Source organism: Chitinophaga sp. (genome assembly GCF_017745275.1).
Lineage (GTDB): Bacteria > Bacteroidota > Bacteroidia > Chitinophagales > Chitinophagaceae > Chitinophaga.
Genome location: NZ_JAGHZS010000002.1, coordinates 714,142 through 733,294 on the forward strand (window position 1 = coordinate 714,142; position 19,153 = coordinate 733,294).

At 46.7% G+C, this 19,153-nt stretch carries 13 protein-coding genes; 4 read left to right on the top strand and 9 right to left on the bottom strand.

Annotation, left to right across the window (positions count from 1 at the left end):
• Positions 1-9: 9 nt before the first annotated feature.
• Positions 10-2,868, top strand: a complete 2,859-nt coding sequence (locus J7623_RS08650) for a hypothetical protein (RefSeq protein ID WP_291919420.1) — start codon at positions 10-12, stop codon at positions 2,866-2,868.
• A 124-nt stretch (positions 2,869-2,992) separates the two neighbouring features.
• Here the strand turns inward: J7623_RS08650 and J7623_RS08655 are convergent, their stop codons facing one another.
• Complete coding sequence (locus tag J7623_RS08655; protein WP_291919421.1) at positions 2,993-3,772, bottom strand: acyl-CoA desaturase; 780 nt, start codon at positions 3,770-3,772, stop codon at positions 2,993-2,995.
• A 111-nt stretch (positions 3,773-3,883) separates the two neighbouring features.
• Positions 3,884-4,483: a Crp/Fnr family transcriptional regulator gene (locus tag J7623_RS08660; RefSeq protein WP_291919422.1), complete on the bottom strand. Its 600-nt coding sequence runs from the start codon at positions 4,481-4,483 to the stop codon at positions 3,884-3,886.
• Positions 4,484-4,851: 368 nt separating this feature from the next.
• On the opposite strand from J7623_RS08660, the gene J7623_RS08665 reads away from it, so the two are divergent.
• The gene (locus J7623_RS08665; RefSeq protein ID WP_291919423.1) at positions 4,852-6,132 is read left to right on the top strand and encodes a TCR/Tet family MFS transporter; all 1,281 of its coding nucleotides are present in this window, start codon (positions 4,852-4,854) and stop codon (positions 6,130-6,132) included.
• A gap of 124 nt (positions 6,133-6,256) precedes the next feature.
• On the opposite strand, the gene budA is transcribed toward J7623_RS08665, so the two are convergent.
• Positions 6,257-7,081: an acetolactate decarboxylase gene (gene budA / locus J7623_RS08670; protein WP_291919424.1), complete on the bottom strand. Its 825-nt coding sequence runs from the start codon at positions 7,079-7,081 to the stop codon at positions 6,257-6,259.
• A 152-nt stretch (positions 7,082-7,233) separates the two neighbouring features.
• Here budA and J7623_RS08675 point away from each other — a divergent pair, with 152 nt between their 5' ends.
• A complete protein-coding gene (locus tag J7623_RS08675) occupies positions 7,234-8,481 on the top strand; it encodes a cation:dicarboxylase symporter family transporter (protein WP_291919425.1) in 1,248 nt (415 codons plus the stop codon).
• On the opposite strand, the gene J7623_RS08680 is transcribed toward J7623_RS08675, so the two are convergent.
• The 5 genes from J7623_RS08680 to J7623_RS08700 all read right to left on the bottom strand — a co-directional run bounded on the left by J7623_RS08680 (position 8,478) and on the right by J7623_RS08700 (position 15,074).
• A complete protein-coding gene (locus J7623_RS08680) occupies positions 8,478-9,620 on the bottom strand; it encodes an NAD(P)/FAD-dependent oxidoreductase (protein WP_291919426.1) in 1,143 nt (380 codons plus the stop codon). The genes J7623_RS08675 and J7623_RS08680 overlap by 4 nt on opposite strands.
• 14 nt (positions 9,621-9,634) lie before the next feature.
• On the bottom strand, positions 9,635-10,231 hold the full coding sequence (locus J7623_RS08685; protein WP_291919427.1) for a TetR/AcrR family transcriptional regulator: 597 nt from the start codon (positions 10,229-10,231) through the stop codon (positions 9,635-9,637).
• A 201-nt stretch (positions 10,232-10,432) separates the two neighbouring features.
• Positions 10,433-12,718 (bottom strand): glycoside hydrolase family 95-like protein, encoded by a 2,286-nt coding sequence (locus tag J7623_RS08690; protein ID WP_291919428.1) that lies wholly within the window; start codon positions 12,716-12,718, stop codon positions 10,433-10,435.
• A gap of 163 nt (positions 12,719-12,881) precedes the next feature.
• Entirely contained in the window at positions 12,882-13,565 is a 684-nt protein-coding gene (locus J7623_RS08695; RefSeq protein ID WP_291919429.1) for a response regulator transcription factor, read from the bottom strand.
• Complete coding sequence (locus J7623_RS08700; protein ID WP_291919430.1) at positions 13,566-15,074, bottom strand: HAMP domain-containing sensor histidine kinase; 1,509 nt, start codon at positions 15,072-15,074, stop codon at positions 13,566-13,568.
• Positions 15,075-15,225: 151 nt separating this feature from the next.
• Here J7623_RS08700 and J7623_RS08705 point away from each other — a divergent pair, with 151 nt between their 5' ends.
• A complete protein-coding gene (locus tag J7623_RS08705; protein ID WP_291919431.1) occupies positions 15,226-16,029 on the top strand; it encodes a GLPGLI family protein in 804 nt (267 codons plus the stop codon).
• A gap of 115 nt (positions 16,030-16,144) precedes the next feature.
• Here the strand turns inward: J7623_RS08705 and J7623_RS08710 are convergent, their stop codons facing one another.
• Positions 16,145-18,940: an outer membrane beta-barrel family protein gene (locus J7623_RS08710; RefSeq protein ID WP_291919432.1), complete on the bottom strand. Its 2,796-nt coding sequence runs from the start codon at positions 18,938-18,940 to the stop codon at positions 16,145-16,147.
• Positions 18,941-19,153: the final 213 nt, after the last annotated feature.

Below are 19,153 nucleotides of genomic sequence, written 5' to 3' on the forward strand. Positions count from 1 at the left end.
ACATCGGTCATGGCAGAAAACAGCAGCGTGGCGAGCTTCCGGCAGCTCATAGAAAAAGTGTTTTCTCAGAAAACAGAACGGATCGCTGATCAAACCGATTTCAACGATAAGTACCAGCACCTGTTTACCAGGGAGTACGAGGCGGCGGTTAAAATTGTGGTGTCTACCAAAGATGCCCAGGTGCTGGTACAACTGATGAATGCCTACCTGGAACTGTACGGCCGGTACAGCTATAATACCAACTGCATTCATTATTACAGGTCGGATACCACTTTCCAGTGGCTTATCTTTCAAAGTGCCAAAGTAGATCGTAACCACGGCGATCTGTTTGAGATATGGGATAAGCTGCTCACGGGAGATCCGGTATCGGACAGCTATAACAGCTACAAAAAAAGATTTTTGGATCTCAATCCCAACACCCGTTCTGCCATTAATGCATTCCGTGAAGAGCAGCGTAAGAAGAGAATGCAAAGTAAATCGATACTGGATATATTGAGAGATGAATACGCCCGTCAGTATGGCTATACTGTAAAATCGGACAGCGACTTATACGACTTTGATCCTAAAACCAGCGTCACCGTAAAATCACGACTGGAGGAGCAAACGAAGAAAATAAACGCCATATGGAACAGCGCAAAAGGGAAAAGGGAATGGAAAGAAGCAGATGTAAAGGTGATGGAAAAAGCGCTGGATGATTTTTCTGGCTATGTAAAGACAGAAGCTGGTGGCGGCGTATTGATCATTTTTCAAATGATCAAATATTTACGGGATGAATTTGTTACCGTAAAAACCACAGAAAAAGATCCCAAAGCACGTTGGAGTATCACCTATGTTACTGATCCGGAGAGTGAGAAGGCGGCTTTGTATTATGTACTGTATGTAACGGTCTGTATTCGTTTAATGGCAATGGGACAAAGCGTACAATTATATACAGCGAACCGTTATGGTTTTACCCCGGCGGAAGTAACCTGGTTCCTGCAACCGATTAAAGAAAGTTATACCTACTATTCCAACATGGAGCACATCATCAAGTCTTCCCTGGATAGTAAAGTGACGGTGCAGGTATTGGTAGATGAACTGAAGTTGTTTTTAAACATGCGGCAGTTGAACAAATGTCAATTGTCAAATGTGGAGTGGGTGAACTTAAAAGAGACGTTGCAAATACAGGGTATCTGGACAGCAGTAAGCAACTTAACCAATGCAGTGGAAACCGCCACGAAGAAGGGAAATGCGAATCAGCTGGAAGCGTTGCTAATGGGAACAACAGGCCAGGCAGCGCTCACGCTGTTGCATATGCTGGTGACCACCACCATTGCGGTAAATACCACGGGCGCCGAACTGGCGAAGGGTGTAGTGAGCGCGGGTAGTAATGTTGGCAGTAGCGGAGCCTATGGTGGCATCACCATTGTGTATATAGATCCGAAGAACCATAATAATATTTACATTGAATTTGAAACCCTGAAGCCCAACCTGTTCAAGGTACAGGAAATATTTATTGCAGAACATTTTTATGGCGCCATGATTATGCAGATTTATAAAAGCACCCAGGGCATGGTGATTGTTACACAGCTACTATTTATGGCGCTGGGCTTTTTGCCGGTTCTGGTAGAATCGGGATTTGCGGCAATGATTTATGAGATAGCCTTGTTTTATGGGAGTAGTAAAATAGAAGAGCAGATTGCCAGATTAAGTCCAACGGCGGCCAAAATATTTGGTTTGGTATTTATGGCCGTTGCTCCCCGGAAAGACTTCAGGCCGGAGGTTCGTGGGGTACCCGAAAATCCACGGATGACCGGGCCGGACAACACGGGCTTGTCTGACGTATTGAATGTTTCTTCCAAAGGGAACACGATGGCGGAAGATACGTTAGGTACCGTTACTACCCTGGAACAGCCGACAGAAGCTGAAGCGATGAAAGCGCTGGAGCAACAGCGGCAGGTGGATATAGCCAACCGTGAATTGAGAGGTACCTGGCGCAGGGCAGTAGATAAGGTCAGGGATATGGCTGGTCGCGCTCCGGCTTTAAATGCCGAAAATGTGCAGGCCGTGAAAGCAAAAGCAGGCGAGTTGCTCACCGTGGAAGCGCCCTTGCAGCCAGCGATGGCGGAAGGGCCCATGATGCGCACAGGTGGTAAATCGGGGATGAACAGCAGGGGAACAGGCAGCACTTCCGGCAGTGGTGGAGGCGGAAAAATGATGAGTCGCGCTGAAGCCAGCATCCGAAAGTCGGATAACTTCAAAACACTGATGGAATACCAGGATAAATTATCAGGATATATGGCGGCATTGCAGAAGAAGGAGATGGCGAAAATTTTTGAGAAACTTGCCAATAAGACTATGGGCGTAACAGCGGCCGAAACGGAAATCAGGAACCTGCTCAATCAGGCCAGGGAAGCCTCCGGGGAAATTGTGGCAGATGGACTGATTTATTCCAACTATAAGATATTGGCGGAGATATTTGTACCAGCGCGTAGCAGCAGAGTACCCATATTGGACAAAGTATACAAAATACAGGATTGGCAAACCGGTGAAATAAAATTTGTACTCTCAGAAGTAAAGGGAGGGGAACGAACCGCGTTGGGATATGTAAATCGCTATCGGATTACATTTAAGAACGGGGAATCTTCCTGGACGGAAATCAGCAAAGGGACTGTAGAGCAGGCCAGCCCGGAATGGTATTGGCAAAGGGTGGTAGAAATTTATGATAGCCCCGGTGGCAAAAAACTGGCCTATGAATTATTGGACGCCATCAGGCAGGGCCGCATTGAACCCCTTGTGGTTAAATCGGGTAAGGCTATGACACCCCGGTTTAAAATATATGATGTGAGCGAGTTTAAGAGCTATTTTAGGAATAAAGAGTTGCCGTAGAGCAGAAAGCAAAAAGCAGAAAGCAAAAAGCTATTGTCGCGAGTGATTGGAGCGGATATTTGATCCTACGCTTTCATCACTCGCGACAATAGCTTTTTGCTTTCTGCTTTTTGCTTTCCGCTCCTTACGCTGCTTTTGCGTTTCTGCTCTGCGCTGCCGTCAGCAGGGCTGGTTTCAGCCGGATGATATGCAGGAAGTGCAGCAACTTCATCACCTGGTAACTGGGATCCAGTTCATACCATTTCTTGGCGAAGTTGGGACTGTCTTTGAATTTGTGGTGGTTGTTCTGAAACAGTTCGCCCAGGAGGATAATACCCCAGGGAGAAGTATTCCTGGAATGGTCGCCATTTTTAAAGTTCTGGTAACCGTATTTATGACCGCACCAGTTTACTACAGCGCCCTGTACGGGACCCATCAGGAAATGAATGGGCAATAACGGGTAGAGGTACCACATGCCGGCAGGCACAAATACTACGTAGAAGGTAACATACGCTGCCATCCAAAGGAAGCGGGTGATGTTACTGTCGCCGAATTTATCGAGTGCATCCCATTCCGGTAAGGGCTCTTCCAGGAACTTAGCATCTATGGTGCTGGTACGGGTTACGAAGCCATTATAAATCTTCCGGGTATGTATCATCATGCCCCAAACATCTTTGAAGAAATGAGGGGAGTGTGGGTCCTGTTCGGTATCACTGTATTCGTGGTGCATGCGGTGCATCACACCGTAAGCTCTTGGAATCAGGTAAGACGATCCCTGGAAAAACCAGGTGCTGAAATAAAAGAAGCGCTCCCAGAACTTGTTGGTAGTATACATCTGGTGCGATGCATACCGGTGCAGGTAGAACGTATGAAAGAAGAGGGAGAAAAACCAGTGCACTCCAAAAAATATCAGAATAGCTGTCATTTTTAAACGTTGATAAATGATGAAAAGTTAGTACGCGGAAATTCAATTTCCGTATCACGGATACGAAATTAGCCTTTCGCTGGTTCCTTTTCATTCACATTTGTGAAGAAATTAGCTGCCGCTCATAATTTCTCTTCTCAGGCGACTTAAGCTCTGTGGGGCGATGCCCAGGTAGGAGGCAATATGGTAGTGGGAAAATTTGTTCAACAGGTAGGGAGCGTCTTTCAATAGTTGGAGGTACCGGTCTTTTGCGGAGCGGGTAAATAAATTGAACGCCCGCTGGTACGTATAGCTGAAGCCGTTATCCGTGAAAACTTTTACGATGTCATGCATTTTGGCTGATGCGGCCATCATGATTTCAAAGTCTTTGTACCGTAATTCCACCGCATCCAGGTCTTTGATTACTTCCACGGTGAGTGCAGAAGGGGTTTGATTGATGAAGCTGTGATGATCGATGATAATGGAATTTTCGAAGGTAGCGTCGGCATCGTTGAAGTTAAAGGTCCAGGTATATTCCTGCCCCTGGTCGTTCACAAAATACGACCTGGCGGTACCGGCAATCACGAAATACATGGCTTCGCATACGTTACCACCCCGGAAGATAATATCGTTTGCTTTAAACTTTTTCTCCCGTAAAAAACCGGATAGGAATTCGGCATCTTCTTCACTTACTTCGGTAAACCTGGAAATAAAATCAACAATCGCTTTCATATTCCAAAGATAGAAAAATAAGTTGTCGCCACGCTGTAGCGGGGCTGTGATGTGGTATCACGCACATTTACAGAATGTCGCAAAAAACCTTTTTATTGTCTTATTCACCCCTTTCTTTTTTGATTGAAATGAATACCTTTGTAGCATGAAATAACATCTATTCGTGTGATAACACTTATCGCCCTGCTATAATTTTCACCGGCAAAAGCGCTCCTTTTACCGGTAAATCGGTGAGCCTGACCGGAAAACATTTTTACCCGAAATCCGTCAAGAATATCTTTACCGTATGAATGCCACATGCCCGCTATAGCAGGGGCTGAAATCTATCGTCTATTAGAATTTGCAAACCTTGTTTCTAAACCACTATTATGTATACATCCAAAAAGGCCGCTATTAGTTTTATTTTCATTACACTACTCATTGACATTATGGGATGGGGATTGATTATCCCGGTAATGGCCGACCTGATTGCGTATTTAAAGCACATTCCGGTTAACCAGGCCAGCCCATACGGCGCCATGCTTTTATCTGTTTTTGCGATCACCCAGTTTACGTTTGCACCTGTTATCGGTAACCTGAGTGATAGATTCGGACGTCGTCCGGTATTGTTGTTATCCTTGCTGGGTTTCGGGATAGATTATATTATCCTGGCGCTTGCACCAGCATATGGCTGGCTGTTCCTGGGCCGTGTTATTGCCGGCGTCACAGGTGCCAGCTTTACTACTGCCACCGCTTATATTGCTGATGTAAGTACAGATGAAACCTCCCGCGCCAAAAACTTCGGACTCATCGGAGCTGCCTTTGGAATTGGCTTTGTGCTGGGACCTGCACTGGGTGGCTTCCTCGCACACTGGGGAATGCGCGCACCTTTCTATGCCGCTTCCGCACTTTGTTTACTGAACTGCCTCTATGGTTATTTCTTCCTGCCGGAATCTCTGGCTCCGGAAAACAGGAGACCTTTTGAATGGAAAAGAGCCAACCCGTTTGGTTCCCTGAAATTCTTAACCCAACATAAAGAAATAGGTGGACTTGCACTGAGCTTTTTCCTTATTTACCTGGGAGCACAGGCCGTACAGGGTAACTGGAATTTCTTCACGATTTATCGCTTTAACTGGAGCGAGAAAATGGTAGGTATTTCCCTCGCCGTAGTGGGCGTCCTGGTGGGTGCAGTACAGGCAGGATTAACGCGGGTTGTCAATCCTAAAATTGGCAACGAAAAAAGTATTTACCTCGGGTTATCATTTTATACACTGGGATTAGTACTGTTTGCCTTTGCCACACAGGGCTGGATGATGTTCGCTTTCCTGGTACCGTATTGCCTCGGAGGTATCTGCGGTCCTTCCCTGCAATCCGTGATTTCCGGTCATGTGCCACCTAATCAACAGGGGGAATTACAAGGATCATTGACCAGTTTGATGAGCCTCACAGCCATTATAGGTCCATTGATGATGAACAGCACTTTCGCCTATTTCACCACCGACAAAGCACCTTTCTATTTCCCGGGCATACACTTCCTCATTGGAGCAGTATGTATGCTGATCAGTATTTTCCTTACTTACAGGATATTGAGCAGGGAGAAAGTAACGAACCCTGAATTGGCGGGTGTGATTGAAGGAAGTGAAGAAGTAAAAAGTACGCCAATGCACTAAGCAGAAAGCGAAAAGCAGAAAGCAAAAAGCTATTGAGGCGATTGATCAGAGCAGATAAGTAATTTAATACTCGTTCTGGTCAATCGCCTCAATAGCTTTTTGCTTTCTGCTTTTCGCTTTCTGCTTATTTCGCTCCTCTCTCTACACTTTTAATATCTTCCTGCCGGTCTTTTTTGAAGTCGAAATGATTAAACGCAGGTGTGTTTGGCACCGCAATGGTGTAGCTGTTCATCTGCGATATTTCAATGGTGATGGTACCGCTGGTAACATCTACAATATGTCCGCCGGCATCTTTCTGATCCGATAAATAGTGGAAGTGATACCCGGATATGTTGGTATTATCCATGTATGCCGGCAGGCGATAGCCAATGAGGTCACCCTTGCAGTGGTTGAACTGGAAGAAGTGTTGCCGGTCGAGCATTCCTGCGAGTTGAGGATAGGGTTGTTCCTGTACCGGTGGGAAGGCGCGGGTTTTCAGGGATTCGAACTGTCCCCGTATGTGAATGGCATACATACCATTCACGTTGGGCAGGAGGCTATCGAGGCAGGCGTACAATTGTGTTTTGTTCATAGGCGTCGGTATGGAAATAACCCGGTCCGGCTTAAAATAGTTGACCATGCAAAAAGGAACGAGATCCTGGGAATGCGGCATTTCGAAGGTTTTACCGGACGATTGTGTCTGATAGAACTTTCCATTGAGCACCATTATCTCCCCGTCCAGCTTATCCGGTGCGCCGAGGCCGAAATCGCCTTTGGTTTTTAGTGAATCGATGGCATAGAAGCCGTCATATAGCCCACCCATCAGGCCACTGGCTACGCCGGCCGTGAAAAGATGGTGAGTGTCAGGATGCGAAGTGGTATCGGGCTGCTGGGTAGCTGCCATGGTGCATAAGGGGAATAGCAGTCCAAGCGCTATTAAAGGACTAAAAAATCTTTTTTTGTGTTGCATATATCTTGTTGGAAGAGGTGCAAGAAAAGGCCATAGTGGCTTATTTGAAGGTGTAAGTTATAAGAATATAAATGATAATTAAAATTAACCTTCGGTAATGCTACCGGAATTTCGTTAATTAAAGCCGGAATTCACCAATATCTATCGCACCTATGCTCGAAAATATTTCAACGGTTACCACTACTGCGCCACGAAAATGGCATATCCGCATTGTTACCAATCTCACCTTCTGGGTGCTGATCGCCATTATTGCCGCCGTGATACTGGGCAGTGTGGCGCCGGCTATAGCAGTGAAAATGGAAATTATCGGCAAAACGTTTATCGATATCATCAAGTTATTTATTGCCCCCATTATTTTTCTAACCATCGTTTTAGGGATTAGTGGAATGGACGATCTGAAAAAAGTGGGAAGGATAGGGGTGAAGTCGCTCGTTTATTTTGAAGTAGTGTCCACGGTGTCACTGGCCGCAGGTGTGCTGATGGCATTGCTGATGCAGCCGGGAAAAATAGATAAGTCGCGACTGCAAATCCAGAATGCGTCGAAGTATACGTCCGGGGCTTCTGAAAGCTTCGATTGGTGGAGCTTCTTTCTGAATAACCTTACCCTGCAGGTATTACTGGCGGCGGTAGTAGTGGGGATCCTGCTGAATTATTCCCGGTACCGGCAGCCTGCAATTAAGGGATTAAGCATGTTATCCAAATGGGTGTTTACAGCGTTGAAGTATGTAATGTACCTGGCGCCGCTGGGGGCGTTTGGTGGTATGGCCTATACCATAGGCAAATTTGGCTTGCATACGTTGGTACCGCTGGCCAAGCTGATGGGCACTGTATACCTGACGATGGCCATCTTTATTTTGGGGGTACTGGGAGGTATTTTGAGATATTACAAAATGAGTATCCTGCAGTTTCTCCGTTATATCCGCGAAGAATTGTTGCTGGTATTGGGTACTTCTTCTTCGGAGTCCGCGTTGCCCTCCATTATGCAGAAGCTGGAGAAAATGGGTTGCAGTAAATCAGTGGTGGGGCTGGTAGTGCCCACCGGGTATTCTTTCAACCTGGACGGAACGTCTATCTACCTGTCGATGGCTGTTATTTTTATTGCGCAGTTATATGATGTACACCTGGGTGTGGGCGAGCTAATCAGCATCATCGGGATCCTGATGATTACATCGAAAGGGGCAGCGGGTGTGACTGGCAGTGGGTTTATTGTGCTGGCATCTACCTTAACGGCTATTCATAAAATACCGGTAGAAGGATTGGCCTTTCTGCTGGGGGTGGATAAATTTATGAGTGAGGCCAGGGCATTGACCAATATTATTGGCAATGGTGTGGCGACGATTGTGATTGCAAAAAGTGAGAAGGAGTTTCATCCGCCTGTAGCGGAATCGGCCACTGTTTAGCTAAACATTCGCAGTAAATGTTCGGTGGCAGAGGGCGAGTGTAATACTGTTGTTTGCTCCATCGTCATAACAGCCGCTGCTCCTGCACGGATTCTCATCTGTTGTTCATAGGCAGCAATGGCGCTGTGTACATCCTGGTAATTCCCTTGTGTTAAACACTGGCTTAGTTCCAATGCATCCAGCATAGCCATGTTCACGCCTTCCCCGGCAAATGGGGGCATCAGGTGAGCGGCATCACCCAGCAGCGTAATGTTGGGCAATGCTTCCCAGTGTTGATCTGGTGGCATGCAATATTGTGGCCGTGGAATCAACGGCAGGGATGCTTTGTCTATTAGTTCCATCCATAGCGGATTCCAGCCGGCAAAGGAAGTTTGAAACCAGGCTGTCATCGCTTGGCGGTCGTAGAAGTTGATACCGCTGCTGTGTACCCAGTCTTCATCGGTTTTACAACCAGTATAAAACACCAGGCTGCCATCTCCTTTACTGCTGAGGATGAGTGATTTTTCATCGCCCAACACAAATACTTTTCCACCGTCTACTAGTTGGTCTAATGCCGGAGCGGTGCTGGCGCTATTGTATATACTGCCTTCTACCATAGTTACACCGGAATAAAGCGGTCGGATAGGTGTTACTATTGAACGTACAATGGAGTTGGCGCCATCAGCCGCCAGCACAATATCGGCATAGGCGGTGCTGCCATTTTGAAAGGTGAGCTGCCAGCCGTTGCCCATCGGGTGCAGTGATGTCAGGTAGCTATTCCACACAATCGTGTCAGGCTGTAGCGAATCTATCAGGATATTTCTAAGGGGGCCACGATCTATTTCAGGCCGGAACATTTCTTCGGATGCAAAGATGGGTTCATCCATCAGGAGTTGTGCGTTTTTATCTGCAATACGCAATTTATCGGCTCCGGGGCGGTAGTTGGCTTTGAATGCGTTCATAAGGCCTGCGGCTTCCAGGGCCATCAGGCCGGAGTCGGCGTGGAGGTCGAGCGTAGCGCCCTGTACGCGCACGGACCTGTTGACATCCCTTTCATATACATGGAGCTGTGCACCCGCCATTTGCAGGAGGCGGGCCAGTGTAAGACCGCCGGGGCCGCCGCCGATGATGGCGGTCTTTTTGTTTTGAAGTAATGACATGTGTTAGTATTTAGTTAGATGAGTATGCCCTGGATCACTGCATCGCAGCATTCGCGGATCATTTTTTCGGTGATAATTTGTTTGGGTCTTTCCTGGTAGTCGAAGTATTCACTTAGCAAATCAAGCACAGGTGAAAACAACAACGCCCGGTATACATCGTGCGGGAATTTTTTAATCAAGCCTGCCCGCTGATGGTGTTGTAAAAAGCGTTGTACCGGCGCAAAATACTCGCCTTGCCGGATGTTATTGTTCTGGTATGCTTTATTCAGCAGGGGAGAAGATTTGCCGTATTGCATCAATACAAATGCCGGGCGATTATTTTTGAAGTAATGAAAGATGTTTCGCCAGATTTGCTGCATGCCCGCGGTAAAATCCATGGTAGCGGTGAAATCTTCCAGCACTGCCGCTTCATAGGCTCCCAAAACTTCTTCTAAATATAATTTTATGAGCAGGTCTTCCTTGTTTTCATACTTTAAATAGATAGTACGGGGAGATATATTGGCCGCTTTTGCGAGCCGTTGCATGCTCAGATTCTCCAACCCTTCTTCAGCAATTATTTTCAGGGAGATGCTGCGAATAGCTTCTTCTTTTGCAGTATTTCTGGTACGCATAAGTTATTGAATGATGATACAAAAGTAAATGAATGTTTACTTATGAGCAAAATTAATTTTTGAAACAAGCGGAGAGAGAGGTGGAATGTTGTCAGGGAAAGGGCATAAAAAAAGTCCCCCGGCATCAGGAAGTGCACCTCAAGGGTTTGACATTTGAGAGGCACTTCGTAGCCGCAAGGACTTTAATATATTGCCGATAACTTACTCGTATCCATTTTTCAGCAACAACACAGCCCCTGGTTTTGCAGTAAGATCCAGGAATCCGTCGCCTGTATTTTTTATTACGAAGCCTTTGTTGCTGGCTGCGAAATACGTTTTAAACGGCAGTTTCAGGCGGGTGTGGCCGCCTTTCTCCGCTACAATTTTCACTTCGGCTACCTGTCCGCCATCCTTTTGGGCACTCAGCAGGAAAGCGCCTTCTGCACGGAGATTTTCAAAAGCAACGTTGTTCCAGCTGGCCGGGATGGCCGGCATCACAGCAATGAATCCGGCATAGCTTTGCAGCAGCATTTCCTGTAATCCGGCGGCAAATGCAAAATTGCCTTCCAGTGTAAATGGCCGGTACTGGAATTTCGATAAGCCGGATTTGGTCTGATCGCCGTTGAGGTGGAAGCTGTTGATGGAACAAAACGCTCTGGCAAAAGTTTGCAGATCTTTTGCGGCGCCTTCTCCATCTTTCGCACGGGCTTTGAGGTTGGCCATCCAGGAATAGGAGTAGCCGCACCAGTAGTCGGGGCCGATACTATCGGTGAGGTGAATAGAATGATTGATAATAGCCTGTGCTTTGGGGCCGTCTTCCCATTGGATGAGACCCAGCGGATGAATGGCCATCATGTGTGAAAAGTGGCGGTGCGACTGGTTATATGCCATCGTTGGTGCAAACATCAGCTCCTGGTTTTCGGTAACAGCGAAGTCGCCGAATTCAGCGAGTATTTTCTTCCAGTGTGCAGCTTCATTGTGCAGCTTCAACACCGTTGCCAGTTCTGCGGCCTTGCTGAAGGTGAATTTCATCAGGGCAAGGTCGTAGTTGGTATTTTGCGGGAACCAGGCTTGCAGGCTGTTATCATTGATTTCCGGGCTGGAACTGATTTTTAGTTGCCGTTGTCCGCCGGCGTTGATAATAGTAATATTTTCCAGGAAGGTGGCTACGCTTTTCAGCCATGGATAAGCTTTTTCTTTGAGGAATGCTGCATCCATGCTGTAGCGCCATTGCAGGTAGTAATGCTGCGCCAGCCACGACGATACGGTAGGGGACAGGGAATACTGTATCCAGCCACCCATTTCAGTGCCATCGAGGGTGGTTACGCCAGGCACTGCCAACCCTTTGGCATTAAAATACATTTTCGTATAACGTTCATAGTTAGTCCTGTTTTGGTCGAGGTGATTAAGATAACCCATGGCTTCTTCCAGGTGGTTGGCGCTATAGGAAGGCCAGTAGCTCAACTGGGTATTGAGGTCGTGGTGATAGTCGCCTTTCCACGGTGCAATACGGCCGTTGTCGGCTGTCCATACGGCTTGCAGCGAAATAGGCGGCGCATCTTTGCGGGCAGCAGCACCAAATTTATATTGTTCCAGGTACCACTGTTTTTCCAGCAGCGTATCCGGCACATGTATGGCGGATTTGCTCCAGAACCTGCTCCACCACTGACTATGGCTGAGCAGTTGTTGTTGAAAGCTGGTGTTGGCAGTGGTTGCGGTAACTTTATCCGCTTTCACTTTCACCGGTTCTTTGGGATATTGGGAAGAAATACTCCATACGCCCTCAATAGTGGTGGCATTGACTTTCTTCCACCGTACATTGATATCATAGGTAAATCCGTTCCAGCCGGCCTGGTGATAAGTAATGCTGTTGCCGGTTTGCACAATAGTGCCTTGTTGGTATCCTAATCTGGATAAGTCGTCGCCGCCTACCGGATCGCCGGCATTGGTAACAGCGCCCTGGTATTTGGGGGCTACCAGCCTGGGTGCCAGCGAGGTATCTACGTTTTCGAAGCGAAACCATCCCAGGGGTTTGTTGGCGTCTACAAAAGTTTTTAATCGCACGCCATTGGCCCATACTACTTCGCATAACGCATTGGCCAACGTTAAGTGTACGGATTGTACGGCGCCCCATTGTTTAGTATTGAATTCGAGGGCGCCACCAGGAATTTTGGAGGGCGCTGCTTCTTTATCGTATGGTTCATCTAAATATTGCTGTACCGGGGCATAATCTTTTTTATGCACCTGGTCAATCACCCATTGATAACTGAACTCTTTACGGTGTAGCCCTTTCATGGGGCGCATATCCCAGAGGTCGGCCCGGTCCAGTGAAAAGCGGAGGTGATCCTCTTTTTGCCAGATTAATGCTCCCAGCAGGCCATTACCCAATGGTATTGCTTCATCCCATCGGGTAGCCAGTTTATCAAAATGCAGATCATGTGAAGAGGATTGACCGAATGACGACATCGCCGCCAGGCAGCAAGCCAGGGATGCTATAATTTTGTTCATCTGTTCTGTTTAATGAAGAATGGTAATAATAATAAAAAATTACGAATTACGAATTACGAATTACGGATTTGGGGGGAGATATAAGCGAATATAAGCACTCGCGTTTACCATCTACCCACAAATCCGTAATTCGTAATTCGTAATTCGTAATTCGTAATTTTTCTCAGTCCAGCACAAACCGGTATCCTATTCCCTTAATCGTGAGGATCTGGAGATTTTCATCTTCCTTTAAACAAATACGCAGGCGGGTTATATATACGTCCAGGTTACGGCTGTTGAAAAACGAATCATGTCCCCAGAGCAGGTCCAGGATGGTTTTGCGGTCAATGATCCCATCGCGTTTTTCATATAACAACCGTAGTAGTTCACTTTCCCGGTAAGAGAGTTTCTTTTCTTCGCGGCCACTGGTGAGCACCTGGCGCCGGGTGTCAAACATAAATTTGCCAATTTTTACCTGGTCTTGCACAGGAGGTGTGCTCACGGGTGTTTTGCGCAGCACATTCTCAATACGGACAATCAGTTCTTCCATGCTGAATGGCTTGCGGATATAATCGTTCCCGCCCAGTGAAAATCCTTTCACCAGGTCGGCGGTTTGTGTTTTCGCCGTCAGAAACAGGATGGGTACTTCCGGGTGAATGGCACGTATTTCCGTAGCCACTTCAAATCCATCTTTGTTGGGCAACATCACATCCAGCACGCATACCGCAGGATTTACCTGTTTGAAAAGCGCCAGCACATTGGCGCCATCACTTTCCATAACTACTTCAAATCCTCTGCGCTGCAGGCTTTCCTTGACAATTTTGCCCAGCGATAACTCATCTTCTACATATAAAATTCTGATGCTCATCTATATTTTTTTATATCGGACAATCCGGCGGTTCTTATCGTAATAGATCACCGGTGCTTCAGCAAAAGGAATTTTCACAGAAAAAGTACTGCCTTTCCCCAGTTCACTTTCAACTTCTATGAAACCCATATGACGCTGTACTATATGGGATACATAGCTTAGGCCAAGTCCATAACCTTTGGTATTGTGCCGGTTGCCATTGGGTATCCGGAAGAACTTTTCAAATATTTTCGTTTTATATTCAGGAGCAATACCTATACCGTTGTCGGCTATACGTATTTCAAGAAATTGCTTGTGATCAATGATGTGTACCAGGATATCGGGTTTCGCGCGACTATATTTCAACGCATTATCCAGTAAGTTGTAGAGTACACTGGTGAGATGTAATTTGTCGGCAGTAATAATGAAGTTATTGCCGGTAGTTTGTAACGTGGTAGTGGTCTGTTGTTTTTCGAATTGCAGCTTCATAGACGCCATCACTCCTCTGGCCAGCGCACGGATATCAAACTGCTCTTTATTCAGTGCAATTTCCCTGTTTTCAAACATAGAGAGTTTCAGTACTTTATCTACCAATAGTCCAAGTCGCTGTATTTCTTTCGCGGAGATATCCAGGTATTCATTGGTGGTTTCCCGGTCTTCCAGCGCATCAAAGCTGCGGAGTGCTTCAATGGCTACGCTCACCGTGGCAATAGGCGTTTTCAGCTCATGTGTCATGTTGCTGATAAAATCATTTTTTAGTTGCGCCAGTTTTTGTTGTTGCTTCAGGTTGCGGTATAATAGTAAAAAGGAGAAAATGGTAATGCCTAATAAAAGTACGGATACGCCGATCGGCTGACTGATACGCTTCAACAAATACCAGGTATTGTTCTCAAATAGCACCTGGTAACTCAGGGGCTGCGTAAAACCGATGGTGACGATGTTTCCTTCCAGGTCGTCCGGGAAAGGGATTGCGTTGGCGCCGGCGGTATCCACGGCTTTCATTTCCTGGATGGTAAAATCTGCATCGATTTTCTCTTTTGCCAATGCAGTGCGATAACGCTCTGCAATTTCTTTGATACTGATAGAATCACGCAGGGAATCTACGCCGGTGAGGAAGTCGTAAACCCTGACCGCAGAAGCGCTTTTCGCAACACCGTAAGAAGCGTTTTTCGCAACGCCGTATTGTACATGGAAAGTGTCCCTGGGAGCATCTTTCAAAGCTATCATCATGGTGGTACGATGTGGAGGATAAACATCAATGGAATCGCGGTAACGTTCCGTGAGTCCTTTGGAAATATGCACCAGTCCCTGCCGGTCGGTAGCCCGGAAGCTGACGTTGGAATCCAGCTTCAGTTTTGCTGCCTGTAGTCTGAAAATAGTTTCCCGGAAAAGCAGGTTGGTACGGCTCGTAAAGAGCTTATCCTCTTCCCGGTAGTTCTTCGTCAGCCAATAGGCCTGGAATGCGGTGATCAGCAAAATCGTCAGCGCAATCAGGAAGGCAGTGGCCCGTATAGATAGTTTGTAACGCATGTGTTGATAGTGATAACAATAGTAATACAAATGTATCGTTTACGGATATCTATACAGGAAAACATTAACCTAAATTAACCTTAAGTAAACCCTCGTTAACCTGCGTTGCTATTGGAAGGAGATAGCTTTATTCCTCATAAATGTAATGACCATGAAAAAAGTAATTTTAACGTTTTCTTTAATGGCTGCCTTAGGGGTTACGCGGGCGCAACAACAGCAGGGACGCGTAATTTATGAGCGTACCTTACAAATGCAAATGCAACTGGCCAGCGCAGATGGCGCCGCCCCGGCCGCACCCATGTTGCCACGCACACATACCGACAAATTCGAAGTATTGTTTGCCAACAATCAATCACTACGCCGCACGAAAGAAGAGGATGTGACGGAAACATTAGCCCAGGCAGACGACGGCAGGGAAGTACATTTCATGATAGCAGATGTCAACGATGTCCGATATTGTAATTTTACTACCGCTACGGTCATTGATCAACGGGAGCTGGGTGCCAAAAACTATATCGTAACCGATAGTATCTATCCGCTCAACTGGAAACTCACCGGTAATACTTCCACGATACTGAATTATCCCTGCCAGGAAGCTGTGGCGCAACGTATCGGCAAACGGCCTGCTACCCGCATGGAAAATGGGGAACTAAAAACAGAAGAAGTAGCCGATACCGCAAATGTGGTGGTATGGTTTACCCCCGCGATCCCCGTATCCGCCGGCCCTGAATACCAGGGACAACTACCAGGACTTATCCTCAGCATCGATATCAACAACGGCCGCACAAAATATAAAGCAGTGGAAGTAAGTGAACAAGTGGATGTGTCCCTGATCAAACCACCGGCTAAAGGAAAGAAAGTAACCGCCGCCGCATTTAACAAAGAAAGAGACCAGATCATGGGATCCTGGCAACGGGCCTCGGATACGAGGGGAATGATACATATAAGACAATAAGCAGAAAGCAGAAAGCAAAAAGCTATTGAAGCGTATGATTAGAGCGTATTTTATTTCCGCTTTGATCATACGCTTCAATAGCTTTTTGCTTTCAGCTTTCAGCTTTCTGCTTTTTTTAGTGTATCATCTTAAGTCCCCGCACGCTTCCTGCAGCCGCGGTGAGCCCTGTTTTACTAAGGCTATATGTAAAGCTTAACTGGAAGAACCGTTGCAAATTCCTGATACGGCTATCCTCAATATAATTTTGATTGGTACTGCGACTAATCCCCACATTCCTGTTCAATAGATCAACGGCACTTAATTTCAGCTCTCCCCGGTTGAAGTGCAGGAATTGCTTACTCAAAGAAGCGTTCCAGAGGGGTACCTGCGAATTAAACCCATCGGCGCGGCGGCTGTTTACCATGTACGTAAAACTGCTGGAGAAATAATATTTCGCTGGTAATTGCCAGTTGACCTCTCCTTCGTATTGTTGGGAAAAATAGCCGGTGTTCAAAGCTGTTTGCAAAGAATATGCTGTACGGTAATAGTTGCCACCAGCGCTAAAAGATACATCCAGGCTATTAGTTGGGTGAAGGTCGAAACGTACGCCAGGTCCGCAACTGAAGGTGTTAATCTGGTTGGAGATGGTATTGATAAATTGCTTCATCTTGCTGTAACCCATATTGCTGCTTATTTCAATATTGCCGGGTACTATACGCAGCGGTAAACTCAGGCTCACAGTGCCGGTGATGTTATACACGCCGTTCACATTTACAGGCCTGGTATGCCGGATACCGGAGGAGTCAACGATGTCGTAGTCCACGATCTTATGCTGCGTTTCCTGCACATTGAAGAAGGCAAACAGGTGTTTGTTGCGGAAGGGATCTATCGACATAAAACTTACCTGTGCCATATGTGACAGCTCCTGTTTCAGGTAAGGATTCCCTTCCCGGATATTGAGCGGATCAGTGATGTCCGGAACGGGCTGTAGCTGTGATATACCAGGCTGATTGGTTATAGCCGTATAGTTAATGCTCAAATTGCGGTAACGGGTGAAATCATATTTAAATCGCAGGGAGGGCAGGAGGTTGTTAAACGTTTTCCGGATCACAGAATCTTTTTTACCGGCAATAATTTTCCCTTCCAGGCTGGCCTGCTGCCATTGCAGCCCAATCGCCATACCGAATTTTTTGCGTTTGGTACGCAGGCGCAGTCCTGCATTCGTATAGCCGTAGGAGTTTTCAAAGTTGTTCGTTAAGGCCGCATTTAACTGGTCGAACCGGCCGGTTAACGGATCATAGTCGTACGTGGTTTTATCTGCCTTGTTGTATGTATAACTTTTACCTACACTGAATTCCATCAGGGAGCGTTTAAATAACGGTTCCGTATATACGGCGCGTGCCGTATAATTTTTCATACTACCGTGACTGTTATTTTGCTGGTAGATGGAATCCTCATCTGGCTTACGCTGATAGAAATGATTCACGGAGAGCAGGGTGCCGCTACTGCTGCTGTTATTGAAGCTGGTTTGCAGTCCCAGTGAAAAGGTACGGCCATTGCGGGCAAACTTTTTCCGGTACAGGATATCACTGCTCATATTGCTGCCGGTTCCGGACGATGTGCTATTACTGAAGCCTTCATTTGCTAAGGTTTGGTTGCCACCCCATGTTTTATAGGCGCTTTCATTGCGACTGTTGTTTTCCTGGTAGCCGCCGGCGGCGGAGATTTTGAGCGATTGTGAAGAATCGATCATGATGTTGGCGTTGGCATTGGCGCGATGGGTATTATTGCGTTGACGGCTATTGTTATGTTGCTGGTATAAGTAAGAAGAATCAGGCAGGAAGTATTGCCGTTGTATATCGCTTTCCTGTTCGGGCTGGTAGTGATTGAAGAAATAATTACCCGTGAAATCCGTTTTTTTGCCGATCAGGTTGTTGTAGTTAATACCACCGCCCATAATGGTTTTGAAGCCGTTATTGTTGCCACCATTCATGAACATGCCGGCTGCGTCATCTGAGCCGACGGTGAAGCTGGCGGCACCGCTTTGTTGCAGGCGGCTCAGTTCTCCGTTGAAGTTCATGAGGTCCATAAATGAAAAGCCTTCTGCATTGGTGTTGTTGGCCAGCCCGATAGCCGACAGTTGGCGGTTGCCTTTGAAGTCGTTCAGGTTAAATCTTCCTTCATAGCGTTCATGGCTGCCGCCGCCGACAGTAGCTTTGCCAAACCTGCCTTTCTTTTTATTTTCTTTTAGTTTCAGGTTGATGGTTTTTTCGCTGTTGCCATCGTCAAAGCCGGTCAATTGCGCCGCATCACTCATTTTGTCGTACACCTGCACTTTGTCGACCGCATCAGCGGGGAGATTTTTGGTGGCGATTTTCGGATCATTGCCGAAGAATTCTTTTCCATCTACGAGGATGCGTTTTACTTTTTGTCCCTGTGCTTTTACGGTACCGTCTTTACCGACCTGGATACCGGGCATTTTTTTCAGCAACTGTTCTACGCTGGCATTGGGAATAGTTTTAAAAGAGCCGGCATTGTATTGTACAGTATCGCCCAGCAGGGTTACCGGTGGCGCTTCAGCGTTGACCACTACTTCTTTCAGGGTTTTGTTGATGTCATATAGCTGGATAGGCGGGAGATGGACATCTGCCCGGTCTGCCGTTATGCGTAGCTCCCGGGCCGACGAGTGATACTTTACATGTGTTACCAGCAGGCGGTAGGCGCCGGGTGCAACGCCGGTGAATTCAAAATGGCCTTTGGGATCACTCATGGTAAAGGATACCAGTGAGGAATCTTTTTGTTTTAAAAGTGTAATGGTAGCGGCAGCTATGGGTTGCTGCGCTACACTATCCAGCAGGGTGCCGGTAATTTTTTGTGCGCGTGCGGCCAGCATTAAACAGCAGCACAGCAGCAGTAGGTAGTATTTTTTCATGTGTAATATTTAAGGGCAATGAGCCCGAAAGTTAGGCGCACGGCGGAGGAAAACAGGTTAACGAGGGTTGCTGTAATGTTAAGCAAGGTTAAAAGATGGAGCTGGCGTGTGGGCAGCCGGCACAGAATTATTTAAATCTTAACTTGGAGAAATACATGGAAACTGGTATTTTCATTTTTAGAAAGGCATAATGCCGGTAAACCTATATAGGCT

Coding starts and splice junctions, on each gene's coding strand:
- J7623_RS08650 (WP_291919420.1), top strand. CDS start 10: ATGGCAGAAAACAGCAGCGTGGCGAGCTTCCGGCAGCTCATAGAAAAA.
- J7623_RS08655 (WP_291919421.1), bottom strand. CDS start 3,772: ATGACAGCTATTCTGATATTTTTTGGAGTGCACTGGTTTTTCTCCCTC.
- J7623_RS08660 (WP_291919422.1), bottom strand. CDS start 4,483: ATGAAAGCGATTGTTGATTTTATTTCCAGGTTTACCGAAGTAAGTGAA.
- J7623_RS08665 (WP_291919423.1), top strand. CDS start 4,852: ATGTATACATCCAAAAAGGCCGCTATTAGTTTTATTTTCATTACACTA.
- budA (WP_291919424.1), bottom strand. CDS start 7,081: ATGCAACACAAAAAAAGATTTTTTAGTCCTTTAATAGCGCTTGGACTG.
- J7623_RS08675 (WP_291919425.1), top strand. CDS start 7,234: ATGCTCGAAAATATTTCAACGGTTACCACTACTGCGCCACGAAAATGG.
- J7623_RS08680 (WP_291919426.1), bottom strand. CDS start 9,620: ATGTCATTACTTCAAAACAAAAAGACCGCCATCATCGGCGGCGGCCCC.
- J7623_RS08685 (WP_291919427.1), bottom strand. CDS start 10,231: ATGCGTACCAGAAATACTGCAAAAGAAGAAGCTATTCGCAGCATCTCC.
- J7623_RS08690 (WP_291919428.1), bottom strand. CDS start 12,718: ATGAACAAAATTATAGCATCCCTGGCTTGCTGCCTGGCGGCGATGTCG.
- J7623_RS08695 (WP_291919429.1), bottom strand. CDS start 13,565: ATGAGCATCAGAATTTTATATGTAGAAGATGAGTTATCGCTGGGCAAA.
- J7623_RS08700 (WP_291919430.1), bottom strand. CDS start 15,074: ATGCGTTACAAACTATCTATACGGGCCACTGCCTTCCTGATTGCGCTG.
- J7623_RS08705 (WP_291919431.1), top strand. CDS start 15,226: ATGAAAAAAGTAATTTTAACGTTTTCTTTAATGGCTGCCTTAGGGGTT.
- J7623_RS08710 (WP_291919432.1), bottom strand. CDS start 18,940: ATGAAAAAATACTACCTACTGCTGCTGTGCTGCTGTTTAATGCTGGCC.